The sequence below is a fragment of the Micromonospora sp. NPDC049580 genome (genome assembly GCF_040675595.1).
Lineage (GTDB): Bacteria > Actinomycetota > Actinomycetes > Mycobacteriales > Micromonosporaceae > Micromonospora.
This window is the reverse complement of sequence record NZ_JBFAPG010000145.1, coordinates 1-12,317: the sequence shown is the minus strand read 5'-3', so window position 1 is coordinate 12,317 and position 12,317 is coordinate 1. Positions and strand designations below refer to the sequence as shown.

General features: G+C 72.9%; 13 protein-coding genes. 4 read left to right on the top strand and 9 right to left on the bottom strand.

Annotation, left to right across the window (positions count from 1 at the left end; genetic code table 11):
- The 3 genes from AB0J68_RS14690 to AB0J68_RS14680 all read right to left on the bottom strand — a co-directional run.
- Positions 1–588: isocitrate lyase/phosphoenolpyruvate mutase family protein (locus AB0J68_RS14690; RefSeq protein ID WP_363938863.1), on the bottom strand; the 588-nt coding region annotated here is incomplete at its 3' end.
- Positions 585–1,610, bottom strand: a complete 1,026-nt coding sequence (locus AB0J68_RS14685) for a cytochrome P450 (RefSeq protein WP_363938861.1) — start codon at positions 1,608–1,610, stop codon at positions 585–587. The genes AB0J68_RS14685 and AB0J68_RS14690, both read right to left, overlap by 4 nt.
- Positions 1,611–1,731: 121 nt before the next feature.
- A complete protein-coding gene (locus AB0J68_RS14680) occupies positions 1,732–2,475 on the bottom strand; it encodes a winged helix-turn-helix domain-containing protein (protein ID WP_363938859.1) in 744 nt (247 codons plus the stop codon).
- Positions 2,476–2,576: 101 nt separating this feature from the next.
- Between AB0J68_RS14680 and AB0J68_RS14675 the strand changes: the two genes are divergently transcribed.
- Entirely contained in the window at positions 2,577–4,799 is a 2,223-nt protein-coding gene (locus AB0J68_RS14675; protein WP_363938857.1) for a family 43 glycosylhydrolase, read from the top strand.
- A gap of 132 nt (positions 4,800–4,931) precedes the next feature.
- Here the strand turns inward: AB0J68_RS14675 and AB0J68_RS14670 are convergent, their stop codons facing one another.
- The 5 genes from AB0J68_RS14670 to AB0J68_RS14650 form a co-directional block, all read right to left on the bottom strand.
- Positions 4,932–5,441: a 2'-5' RNA ligase family protein gene (locus tag AB0J68_RS14670; RefSeq protein ID WP_363938856.1), complete on the bottom strand. Its 510-nt coding sequence runs from the start codon at positions 5,439–5,441 to the stop codon at positions 4,932–4,934.
- A 23-nt stretch (positions 5,442–5,464) separates the two neighbouring features.
- Positions 5,465–6,610, bottom strand: coding sequence for a low temperature requirement protein A (locus AB0J68_RS14665; protein WP_363938865.1), 1,146 nt, complete (start codon positions 6,608–6,610; stop codon positions 5,465–5,467).
- Between the two features lie 110 nt (positions 6,611–6,720).
- Positions 6,721–6,912 (bottom strand): DUF397 domain-containing protein, encoded by a 192-nt coding sequence (locus tag AB0J68_RS14660; protein ID WP_355137204.1) that lies wholly within the window; start codon positions 6,910–6,912, stop codon positions 6,721–6,723.
- 32 nt (positions 6,913–6,944) lie between these two features.
- The gene (locus AB0J68_RS14655; protein ID WP_355068366.1) at positions 6,945–7,136 is read right to left on the bottom strand and encodes a DUF397 domain-containing protein; all 192 of its coding nucleotides are present in this window, start codon (positions 7,134–7,136) and stop codon (positions 6,945–6,947) included.
- Positions 7,127–7,894, bottom strand: a complete 768-nt coding sequence (locus tag AB0J68_RS14650) for a DUF5753 domain-containing protein (RefSeq protein ID WP_363938854.1) — start codon at positions 7,892–7,894, stop codon at positions 7,127–7,129. The genes AB0J68_RS14655 and AB0J68_RS14650 overlap by 10 nt, the downstream gene beginning before the upstream one ends.
- Positions 7,895–8,091: 197 nt before the next feature.
- Here AB0J68_RS14650 and AB0J68_RS14645 point away from each other — a divergent pair, with 197 nt between their 5' ends.
- Positions 8,092–8,388 (top strand): hypothetical protein, encoded by a 297-nt coding sequence (locus tag AB0J68_RS14645; RefSeq protein ID WP_354858964.1) that lies wholly within the window; start codon positions 8,092–8,094, stop codon positions 8,386–8,388.
- Positions 8,389–8,682: 294 nt separating this feature from the next.
- Here AB0J68_RS14645 and AB0J68_RS14640 read toward each other — a convergent pair whose 3' ends face one another.
- A complete protein-coding gene (locus AB0J68_RS14640; RefSeq protein ID WP_354858967.1) occupies positions 8,683–9,288 on the bottom strand; it encodes a response regulator transcription factor in 606 nt (201 codons plus the stop codon).
- Between the two features lie 308 nt (positions 9,289–9,596).
- Here AB0J68_RS14640 and AB0J68_RS14635 point away from each other — a divergent pair, with 308 nt between their 5' ends.
- On the top strand, positions 9,597–10,496 hold the full coding sequence (locus tag AB0J68_RS14635; RefSeq protein WP_363938852.1) for a hypothetical protein: 900 nt from the start codon (positions 9,597–9,599) through the stop codon (positions 10,494–10,496).
- 63 nt (positions 10,497–10,559) lie between these two features.
- Positions 10,560–12,317 (top strand): DEAD/DEAH box helicase (locus AB0J68_RS14630; protein ID WP_363938851.1); only part of this gene is annotated, 1,758 nt, incomplete at its 3' end.

Below are 12,317 nucleotides of genomic sequence, written 5' to 3'. Positions count from 1 at the left end.
TGGTGACACTCTGCTGTGGAGTCCACTACGCTCGGAAGGTGGTTCGCCGGTTCGGGCTGAGCTGGCGAAACGTTCCACGCCGGGCAGTGGCGTGACGCGAGCGCGGGCGAGGGCCTGCGGCAGCGGGTCGGCCACGTTCAGCCACCACGGGTCGGTGCGCGCGTTCACGAACAGGTCCGGCACCGCCGCCTTCACCGCCGCGATCTTCTCCGCGACGCACTCGGGATCGGCAAGCGTGCCGTCGGAGCGCCCGTCCTCCAGGTTGATCCCCACCACACCGAGGCCGGCCAACTCCGCCACGTACCCGGCGACCTGGGCCGGGTCGTCGCTGAACCCGGCCTCCACGTCGACGCTGAGCAGCACCGGCAACCGGGCCAGCCGGCGAGCCAGGGCCAGGGTCTCCTCGGCGGTGGCCGCCACGCCGTCGGGAAGGCCCGCGGTCGCGGCGACCCCGAGGCTGGTGGTGCCGACCGCCGGATGGCCACGCGCGGCGAGCGCCGCCGCCGAGGCGTGGTCCCAGGCGTTGGGCAACAGCAGGGGACGGCCGGTGTGGTGCAGGGCATGGAACGCGGCACGGCGCTCGATCATCGGACGCTCACCTCCACGGTGGTCGGGACGCGCAGGGTCGGGTGCGGCTCGTGGCGCAGCGGAGTCGGGGTGCGCCGACAGCGTTCCCGCAGCACGTCGAGCACCCCGCCGGCCAGCGCGAGGGCATGCCGGTCACCGGGGCAGCCGCGCTCCCCCGCGCCGAAGGTGAGCAGACCGGCGCCCGGCCGGCCGGGTCGGAACGTCTCCGGCTCGGCGAACGCCCGCGGGTCACGGTTGGCCGCGTCGAAGCGCAGCAGCACCGCGCTGCCGGCCGGCAGGTCGCGTCCGCCCAGTCGTACCGCGTCGACGGTGACCCGTCGGGTGGCCCGGACCGGGGGGTCGAGGCGCAGCACCTCGGTCAGCAGGTCGGCGGTCCCCGCCGTGATCGGGACGGCCGGGCTCAGCAGGTGGTGGGCGGCGGCGCCGATCAGGCCGGCGGTCGCGTCGCACGCCTGGACCAGCAGACCGATGAGGTTCGCCCGTACCTCCAGCGGGGCCGGCGGGCAGAGCGCCAGCAGCGCCGCCACCGCTCGGTCGGCCCGCTCGGCCAGCGCCGGATCAACCCCCGGGTGGTACGCCGCGGCGACGACCGCGACCGCCGTCCCGGCGGCTGCCGGATCGACGAGACCGAGCTGGTCGGCCAGCACCCGCAGTGGCACCGGCCGGGCCAGTTCACGCATCACGTCAAGGTGGTCACCCGCCCGGTCGAGGAGGGCGACGGTCAGCCGGGCCGCCTCGTGCCGCAGCTCGTCCGGGTTCAGCTCGGCCAGCGCGGTCACCCCGATCGCGCGGCGCTCGGCGTGCCGCTGAGGCGGGCTGAACCTGCTCACCGAGGCGCGCAGCCAGGCGAGCGTGCCGGGCGGACCGCTGTCGACGGCTGGCACCCGGAACGCCGGGTCGGTCAGCGCCGCCCAAACGTCGGCGTGCCGGGTCACCCACCACCCCTTGCCCGGCTCGAAGGCGGGCGGGCCGCACGCCGGCGTTCCCGCAACGGGCGCGATGTCAGGCCAGATGTCGATCACCGCCCGACCGTAGAGCCCGAACCGTTCGCTCCCCACCGAACCGTCCCGCACCGCATCACACCGAACAGAATCGTGCGTGATCCGGGATGTGGTGCCGTGCCGGAGCGCGGCGGCCGGCGGGTCAGGCTCGGCCGCTGGACGGCGCCGGGGGCGTGCCGGGAACGAGGGTGCTGACGGGCACGCCCAGGCTCTCGGCCAGGGCTGCGCGGCCGATCGGGGTGAGGCGTACCGCCCGGCCGGCGCCCTGGGTGATCCAGCCCAGATCGGAGAACTGGCGGCAAAGTGCCGCGCCGAGCGCTCCGGCGAGGTGCGGCCGACGCTCCGTCCAGTCCAGGCAGTCGCGGACCACCGGTCGGCGAGTGGCGCGCAGCACGTCCACCGGTACGCCCAACTCGCTCACCCAGGCCCACCCGTCACGCGTCAGCGCCAACCCACTGGACCGGTCCAGCCGGCCGGCGGCCAGCAGTGCGTCGTACATCAGCACGCCCAGCCGCCCGGCGAGGTGGTCGTAGCAGGTCCGGGCGTACGCCAGGGCGGCGGTGGCACGCGCCGCGCGCAGGGACGTGGTCGGCGCGGGCGGGGTCGACGCGTGCCCGGCAAGGTCCTCGATCAGCTGGGCCACCGACGGCCCGGCCAGGCGCAGGTAGCGGTGCCGGCCCTGCCGTTCCTCGACGAGCAGCCCACCCCGGACCAGGCGGGTGAGGTGGTCGCTGGCTGTCGACGGGGCGACGCCGGCACGTCGGGCCAGCTCGCCGGCCGTCCAGGCCCGCCCGTCGAGCAGCGCCACGCAGATGCCCGCTCGGGTGCCGTCGGCCAACAGGGCGGCCAGCTCGGCCATTCCCCGGCCGTCGGTGCCAGTACTCATCGACCCAGTCTAGGGAGACGCCACCGCAGACTCTTTACAACGTTGTATCCAACGTTGTAAGAACGGAGGGCACACCGCCCACTCCCCCGAGGCAGGTCCACATGCGACATCTCCGCCGCGGCGGCGCGCTCGCCGCCGTGCTCGGTCTGCTCCTGGCCGTGTCCCCGTCCACGTCGGCCGCCGGATCCGACGGCCCGTCCCGCTACCGCAATCCGATCTCCGCCGACGTCGGCGACACCTTCGCCGACCCCGTGATCGTCCGCGGCGACGACGGCTTCTGGTACGCCTACGGCACCACCGACCCGCTGCGCGAGGGCGAGGGCGTCTTCCACCGGGTGCCCACCGCCCGCTCGGCCGACCTGGTCGACTGGACGTACGTCGGTGACGCGTTCGGCCCCGACCAGCGCCCGCCCTACGCGGCGCCCGGCGCGGCGTACTGGGCGCCGGACGTCCGCCGCCTCGGCGACCGCTGGGTCATGTACGTGACGGTCACCGACACCACCGTCTCCACCGAGGGCAGCGACTACGCGATCGGGGCGGCCACCGCCCCCACCCCCGCCGGGCCGTGGACGTTCGCCGACCAGCCCGTCGTCGCCCCGCGTCCCGGCGGCGGTGGCGGCTGGCTGTGGACCATCGACCCGAGCCAGTTCACCGACGTCGACGGCCGCAGCTACCTCTACTACGGCAGCTACTACGGCGGCATCTCGGTCACCGAACTCAGCCCGGACGGCCTGCGCGCGGTCGGCGCACCGACGCTGGTGGCGATCGACAACAAGTTCGAGGGCAGCTACGTGCTGCGCCACGACGGCTGGTACTACCTGTTCGCCTCCACCGCGAACTGCTGCGCCGGCCCGGCCACCGGCTACTCCGTCCAGGTCGGACGCGCACGCAGCCCGCGCGGCCCGTTCACCGACCGCGACGGCGTCGCCCTGACCGCGTCCCGGGCCGGTGGCACGCCGGTGCTCACCCAGAATGGCAACCGCTGGATCGGCACCGGGCACAACGGGTTCCTCACCGACCTGTCCGGCCAGGACTGGATCGTCTACCACGCCATCGACCGGGCCGACCCGTACCTCGACGAGCCCTTCGGCATCAACGAGCGACCCATGCTGCTCGACCGGCTGGACTGGATCGACGGCTGGCCGACGGTCAACGCCGGCGCGGGCCCGTCCGAGGGCACCCGACCCGCACCGGTCACCACCGGCCGCTTCGACGAACGCTTCGACACCGCGAGCCTCGCCGGCTGGCAGCGCGCCGGCCAGTGGCGGGTCACCGACGGCCGGCTCAGCGGCAGCGGCGCGCTCACCAGCCGTACCACAGTCGGCGGGGACGTGCGCGCGGAGGCCGACCTGCGCCTCACCGGCGCGACCAGCGCCGGGGTCACCCTCGGCGATCGGGTCGAGGTCCGGGTGGACGCCGCCGCCGGCCGGCTGGTCGCCCGCGACGGCCGCCGCCAGGCCAGCGCGCCGCTGCCCGCCGGGCTCGACCTGGGCGGTCGACACAACCTGGCCATCGAGGTACGCGGACAGCAGCTCGTCGCCGAGCTGAGCCCCGCCCGCCTCGGTGACCAGCTCGCCGTGGTGTCCCTGCGGCTGGACCGCCCGATCGCCGGCCGACCCGGGCTGACGGCCACCGGCGGCACGGCCGAGTTCGACAACGTCAGCGTGGCGCGGCTGTACCAGCCGGCCAGGCGGGCCGTGCCCGAGCCCCGGGTCGGTGCGCCGCTGCCGGCGTACTCCGACGAGTTCGGCGGCGGGCTCGACGGCGACTGGCAGTGGGTACGCGCGGACCCGGCGGCCACCGTCGCCGACGGGGCGCTGCGCTGGCCCGTGCAGGCCGCCGACCTGACCGGCACCGGCAACACGGCCGGCGTGCTGCTGCGCGACGCTCCGCAGGGTGACTACGTCGCCGAGACGAAGGTGACGCTGGACCTGGGCGAGGAGACGGTCCGCAACTACCAGCAGGCCGGGCTGGTCGCCTACGTCGACGACGACCGGTTCGCCCGGCTGACCCAGGTGGCGATCTGGAACACCCGGCAGGTCGAGTACGGCTACGAGCTGCCCTTCGCCGGCCAGCCGGTGTACGGCGGCAGCATCGTCGGCACACCGGCCACCACCACCTGGCTACGCCTCGCACACCACGTCGACCGGGCCACCGGGGAGCACGAGTTCCGGGCCGGCTCCAGCTCAGACGGGCGTACCTGGACGTGGGGCGCGGTGTGGACGTTCCCGGCCGACACCACCCCCCGGATCGGGCTGGTCGCGCACGGCGGCGCCGAGCCGGCCGTCACCGCCGAATTCGACTACCTGCGCTTCTACCGCTGACGCGACGGCCTGGTCGGCCGCACGCGGGAGCGCCGCGGCAATCGGTGGCAGTTCAGCAGTGCGACCCTCGGCGTGTCGGACTGCTCAGCTGCCACCGATCGCGCAAGGAGCCCTTCAACAGCGCCGGCGACGTCATCGGAGCGGGGTCACCGTCCGGTCCGTACCGTCGTAGCTGCGGGCGGCGACGAACGCGCCCGTCGGGCGCTGCCCACCGGTCACGGCGCGGGCCATCCGCAGGTCCGCGTCGCGGAACCGCAGCGCCAGGCTGAGGTGCGGCACCCACGCTCCCGGGGCGTGCCAGGGGCGGTGCCCGTCGGCCTGGTCGAGGACGTCCCAGACGGCGGCGTGCAGCGCGGTCAACGCCGGCGTGGGCCGTACGAGCCAGACCAGCGGGGCGCTGCCGTCGAGGACGACGACCCGGTCGAGCGTCACCGGCACCGGCAGCGCGGCGTCGAACAACTCGGCCAGGCGGTGCTCGACACCGGGCGGGAACTCGTCCACGGCCGCCATGGTCAGATGCGGCCGGTTCGTCGGATGGATGTTGCGGGCCAGGCTGGGCAACCCGGCGGCCGCCAACCGCACCCAGACCGTCCGGATCGCGGCGTCCAACCCGGGCGAGCAGACCAATTCCACCGTACGCACGCAGACACGCTAGCCCGAACGCGTCACCGGCCCCGGCCGTACAGGTGACTGGCCCCGCCGGCGGCCGTCGGGTTGACCGCGCCCGTGAGCCGCGCTCGGATCGTCAGGTCGAACGCGGCGACGGCGGTGATGGTCGCCGCGCCCAGCAGACCCACCGCCAGTGGCGGGAGTTGTGCCGCCACCGGGCTCAGGATCAGGCAGCCCACCACGGCCGTGAGGCAGTACTTGGTCAGCTGGCCAAACACCCATGCCTCGAAGATCAGCCGCCCGACGAGGAAGAGCACCGGACCGACCAGGATCGCGACCACGTCACCGGCCGACATCTTCCCGCCGGGCGCCTTCAGCATCAACTCCCCGCCGATGCCGGTGAGCAGGATGCCCGCCACCATCAGCAGGTGGGTGTAGCCGGCCCGCAGGTTGACCCGGTACGGGTCGGCGGATTCGTTGATCTTCACGGCGAGGTTGCTCGTCGGTCGATAGAAGTAGGTCCACCAGAGGAAGACGACCGTCCAGAAGGTGACCAGGAAGGCAGCGGTGTCCTCCAGGTCCCGCGACGACTCCCGGTAGAAGTTGCCGGTGGCCAGGATCGCCTCGCCGAGAGCCAGGATGATGAACTGGCGGTACCGCTCGGCCAGATGTTCGCCCGAGAGGCGCCACTCCGCAGCCGTGGCCCGGCCGAGCCGCGGGAGACGCCACCGCAACGCCGGCGCCGAGTAGTCGATCGCCAGCGCGCATGCCCACCACAGCATGCGCGTGTCGCCGCTGGCAGCGGCCCCGGCGAACCAGATCGTCCCGGAGATCAGATACCAGATCACTCCCCGGACCGGCCGGCGCCAGGCAGAGGTGCCGTGCAGGTAGAAGGCCATGACCAGGGTACGGCCCAGGTGGATCCCGAGGTACGCGCCCGCGAAGACGAAGCCCTGTTTACCGAACGCATCCGGGACGTTGATGGACATCAACAGGCTGCCGAGCATCACGCAGATGATCAGGACCTGCACGGTGGGGCGTTCGCAGTCGAGGCTGTCGGTGGCGAGGTTGGTGTTGTACCAGATCCACCAGAAGGCGAGCAGGAAGATCACGGCCTGCGCGGCGGCAACCCAGCTGGGCTCCTCGGCCAGGGTCGACGACAGACGGCCGAGGGTGAAGATGAAGACGAGGTCGAAGAACAGTTCGACGGGCGCTTGCCCGGACCGGGTTGACCGGGCCCGCCGCGACCTTCCTGGGCATCAAGCCATCATTGCATCCAATTCGGACACGAGGGCCTGACTTGTCCCATCGGTCAGCGCTGGGCCCGCGCGAAGGCCACGAAGCCCCGCCACGCCTCCGGCATGAAGGTCAACGTCCCACCGTCACGGTCCTTCGTATCCCGAACGAGAACGACCCCCGGCAGATTGTCGGCGACCTCCACGCATGAGCCGCCGTTGTTGCCGCTCTTGGTGCTCTTGCGCCACTGCGCACCGGTCAGGTCCATGATTCCGCCGTTCTGAGGCTCGACTCTGCGGACTAACGCTCTTGCCGCGCGAAGGCCACGAAGCCCCGCCACGCCTCCGGCGCGAAGGTCAACGTCCCACCGTCACGGTCCTTCGTATCCCGAACGAGAACGACCCCCGGCAGATTGTCGGCGACCTCCACGCAGGCCCCGCCGTTGTTGCCGCTCTTGGTGCTCTTACGCCACTGCGCACCGATCAGGTCCATGAGGATGCCGCTTCCCTGAGCAGGTCTAGGGACTGTCCGCGAGAGAGAGCCTCCCCACGAATGCGTTCCCATCGTCGGTCAAGGGTAGCAATTTCTGCCTGCTGCTCAGATATTTGCGCCTGCGCCTGTCCGTCGATGTGGGCGACGCGTCCGCCGCCTTCCAACTCGGCGAGGATGAACGGACCACCCAGGCCCGGGTACATGCCGACCACTGTCGGCACCACATAGACCTGCACCGACGGGAGTTGAGCGCACGCCACGAGATGCTCACACTGGTCGCGCATCAGATCCCGGTCGCCGTACGCCGACCGCCGCACAATGGCCTCGTCCAGCACTGCGATCAGAAGGGGTGGCCGGTCGCGGTGGAGGACGCCCTGTCGTCCGAGACGGGCCTGCACAAGATGATCGACGTCCTCGGTAGACAACGATTCTCCGGCCAGTGTCGCCCGTGCGTATGCCTCCGTCTGCAAGAGGCCGGGCACCCAGGCCAGCTCGTACCAGCGCAGAGCGACGGCCTCACGTTCAATGTCGGCCCATGGCCGGAACCAGGCTGGTTCGCGGCGCTCCAGGATGTCCGGCCACAGCTCGGTTACCTCTCGGCCGAGGATCGCCGCGACCTGGGCGCGGTGTCGGGTCTGCGGGATCCGTCCAGGGTTTGCCCAGCGGGCGGCGGTCTTCGGGTCGACGCCCGTTTGAGCGGCGAGGGAGTCGGCCGTCTCACCGCACTGGGTCATGGCCTCCACGACGGCGTGGTTCATCCGCTGTCCTCCCAGGATATCCCGAACGTCCTACCGCCATAGTGCAACGCAGTGTAGTTGGGCCGCAACAGTCGGCAGGGTGTTGGTGGAACGGCGCGGCCGGCAGGGACCCGAGACCCGGCGGACGCGTTCGCAACGGAGCCGTCCCTGGGGATGACGCTCAGGGGCGGCTCCCTCCACCTCGGAAGGAGCGCGACGTGTCAGAGGATGTCGCGGCGAATGCCCGCACGATCAGGGTCGGAGACGTTCTGTACCTGACCCGTGCCGCCAGTCCGCAGTTCGTCCGCCCGCTCACCCTGCGGGTCGTACGCGAGTTGACCGACCGCCACACCTACCACGGGTGGACGTGGGTCGAGGGGTACGAGCTGGGTCGCGGCGGCCTGGCCGTGGCGAAGCGGGAGGTGTTCGTCCTCCGCGACGGGCTGCGGTGGCTGTCCGTGGGGCCCGAGCGCGGCCCGGCTCGGGGGCCGGCACGCACGGGAGCATCCGGGTGAGGCGGCGCGCCCTCCCCCACCTGCCGACCCGTCCCACCTGGCGGTGCCAGTCGTGCGGGATCGCCTGGCCCTGCTCGGCGGCGAAGCTGAGTCTCCTCGGCGAGTACCGCGAGAACCGAGCGGCCCTGCTGGTCCACCTGACAGCCCTGAGAGACGAGGCCGCCGAGCATCATTCCGGCATGTCCACGCCAGATCTCGACGATCGGTTCGTCGCCTGGGCGCGTTGCCGGTAGCCGAGCCTTTCGAAGGCCCGGTGTTGCGTGGGGTGAAGCAGAGCAAAGGGGTGACGACAGGTCAGAGCCAGCCATTGTCCCGGGCGGTCCGTACCGCCTCGGCACGGTCGGTCGCGCCGAGCTTCTGCACGGCGGCGGAGAGATGGTTGCGCACGGTGCCGGTGGACAGGTGCACCCGGCGGGCGATCACGGCGACCGGTGCGCCGAACTCGGCCAGCCGCAGCGTCTCCAGTTCGCGGGGTGTCAGCGGGCAGGCCGGCAGCGTCAACGCGTCGGCGGCCAGGGACGGGTCGACGTACCGGCCGCCGGCATGCACCCGGCGGATCACGTCGGCCAGCGCGCCACCGGGCGAGCCCTTGGGCAGGAAGCCTCGGGCGCCGGCGGTCAGCGCCTGCCGCAGGTGACCCGGCCGGCCGTGCCCGGTGAGGACCACCACCGCACACTCGGGCCGCGCTCGGGCCAGTTCGGCGGCCACCGCGATGCCGTCCAGGCCGGGCATCTCCAGGTCCACGACGGCCACGTCCGGGCGGTGCGCGAGCGTCGCCGTGACCGCCGTCGGCCCGTCGGCGGCGTGTGCCACCACCTCGATGTCCGGCTCCAGACCGAGCAACGCGCCGACGGCGACCCGGATCAGGTCCTCGTCGTCGGCGAGCAGGACGCGGATCACGAAGGCGAGAACGCCTACCGCGCCGAGCACCGCCCTGCCCGCATCGGGCTCGCGGGCCAGGCGGACCGCGGGCAGCAGAACACTCGCCCAGACGCCGGTGACGAGCGACAGCAGCGTCGCCTGGCGGGCCCGGCGCAACCGGCGGTCCGCCCGGGGAGTCCCCGCCTCGCTCAGCACGCACCGATCCTAGGACCGCCCAGCGCACGGTCCACCCCTGCGAGATGTCACGGTCGAACCGTGCGGCCCGCACGAACTTCCGGTGACGGACGCATCTGCCCTTGCCGCCGCGCCGCCGGCAGGGTCGAGGCATGGACAAGACACAGATGTACGCGGACACCGCACCCGTCGTACCGTCGGCCGCGCCCGTGCCGACCGGTCAGCCGGCTCCCCCGGTCCCGGCGGCGACCGGCGGCAGGCGGGGGTGGTGGTGGCACCTCGGCGAGATGGCGATCGCGATGCTCGTCGGGATGCTGCTGCTCGGCCCGTTGTGGGACGCGGCCGGCACCCTGCTCGGGGTGAACGCGACGTTGGCTCGCCCGGAGGTGGCCGCGCTGGTGATGGCCACGAACATGACCGTCGGCATGACCGTGTGGATGCGTCACCGGGGGCACCGCTGGCGTGGGGTGGGCGAGATGGCCGCCACGATGTACGTTCCGTTCCTGCTGCTGCTCGTGCCGTTTCGGGCCGGTCTGCTGGACGGCGGCGCCCTGCTGCTCGGCGGGCACCTGCTGATGGTGCCGGCCATGGTGCTGGTGGCGGTCCGCCACCGGCACCACACACCGACGGCGGTACGCCGGCACCCGGCCGTGGTGGCGCTCGCCCGTCGCTGGCCGACCGGGCTCGCGCTGCTGATGACAGTCGACATGTGGGTCGACCCGGGGGTGCTCAGCCCGTGGACGATGCTGGTGCTGCCCGGCGGCTACCTGGTGATCGGCGTGGCCCGGCGGACGCTGCGCGGGCCGGGCGTGCTCGCCACTCAACTCGCCGGTCTGGCGGCCTGGGTCGCCCTGACGCTGGTCGCCGTCGCGGCGGGCGGACGGACCGCCGCGTGGCTGGTGGCGTTCGGGTGGCTGACGCACGCAGGCTGGGACCTGGTGCACCACCGCACCCGCCGGGTGGTGCCACGCGCCTACGCCGAGTGGTGCGGGGTGCTCGACGCGGCCCTCGCGGCGGTGATGGTGCTGGCGATCCTGACCGCCGCCGGCTGACCCGGGTGCGCTCTTGTGCCGGTCGGCGCAGCGGCCCGGACGGCGGAATGAAAGGCTTGGCACATGAGTTCCGCACCTGCACAGCACGATGCACCGACTGACGCACCGACTGACGCCACCCCCGCCGGCACCGAAGAGGTGTACGCCTTCACCGAGCTGGGGCTGCGACCCGAGCTGCTGGGCGCGTTGGCCGCCCTCGGCTACGAGGAGCCGACCCCCATCCAGCGGGAGGCTATCCCACCGCTGCTGGAGGGTCGGGATCTGCTGGGTCAGGCCGCCACCGGCACCGGCAAGACGGCGGCGTTCGCGCTGCCACTGTTGAACCTCATGACGGCCCACCGCGACGGCGGGGACCCGGTGGCGCTGGTGCTGGTGCCAACGCGGGAGCTGGCGGTGCAGGTGTCCGAGGCGTTCCACCGCTACGGCAAGGACCTGGGCGCGCGAGTGCTGCCGATCTACGGTGGGCAGCCAATCGGGCGGCAGCTACGGGCCCTGGACATGGGCGTCGACGTGGTGGTGGCCACCCCGGGTCGTGCCCTCGACCACATCGCCCGGGGCACCCTGCGCCTCGGTGGCCTGGCCACCGTCGTGCTCGACGAGGCCGACGAGATGCTCGACATGGGCTTCGCCGAGGACATCGAGGCGATCCTGGAACACGCCCCCGCGCAGCGCCAGACGGTGCTGTTCTCGGCCACCATGCCGTCCCGGATCGACGGGATGGCCCGCCAGCACCTGCGCGAGCCGGTCCGCATCGAGATCGGCCGGGAGCCGACGGTGGCCGGCGAGGCGCCCCGGGTGCGGCAGAGCGCGTACATCGTGACGCGCGCGCACAAGCCGGCCGCGCTGGGCCGGGTCCTGGACGTCGAGTCGCCCACCGCGGCGATCGTGTTCTGCCGCAGCCGGGAGGAGGTGGACCGGCTGACCGAGACGATGAACGGCCGGGGCTACCGCTCCGAGGCGCTGCACGGCGGGATGAGCCAGGAGCAGCGCGACCGGGTGATGGGCCGGCTGCGGGCCGGCACCGCCGACCTGCTGGTCGCCACCGACGTGGCCGCCCGTGGGCTGGACGTCGAGCAGCTCACCCACGTGGTCAACTACGACGTGCCGTCGGCGCCGGAGTCGTACGTGCACCGGATCGGTCGGGTGGGCCGGGCCGGTCGGGAGGGCGTGGCGATCACCCTCGCCGAGCCGCGTGAGCACCGGATGCTCAAGACCATCGAGCGGGTGACCGGCCAGCGGATCACCATCGACAAGATCCCCACCGTGGCCGACATGCGGACCCGCCGGCTGGAGCTGACCCAGGCGGCGCTGCGGGAGAGCCTGCTGGAGGACGACCTGGACCCGTTCCGGGTGATCGTGGAGACGCTGACCGACGAGTTCGACCTGATGGAGGTCGCGCTCGCCGCGGTGAAACTGGCGCACGAGGTGACGTCCCCCGGCTCCGACGACGAGGAGGAGATCCCGCAGGCGCCGGTGCGCGGCCCGCGCGAGGGTCGGCCGGAGGCCGGTGGCCGGGGCGGCGACCGGCGCGGCGGGGGTCGGCCCCGCTCAGGCGGTGGCAACACCGTCCAGGTCTTCGTCGGCCTGGGCCGGCGCGCGGGCGTGCGCCCGCAGGATCTGGTCGGCGCGATCACCGGCGAGACCGGGATCCGCGGCCGGGACATCGGCTCGATCGAGATCGCCGACCGTTTCTCCCTGGTGGAGGTGCCGCAGGGGGTGGCCGACGAGGTGATCTCCGGGCTGCGCTCCAGCACCATCAAGGGCCGCAAGGCCACGGTTCGTCGCGACCGCGGCGGCGCGCTCAGCGCCCCTCGCCGCCGC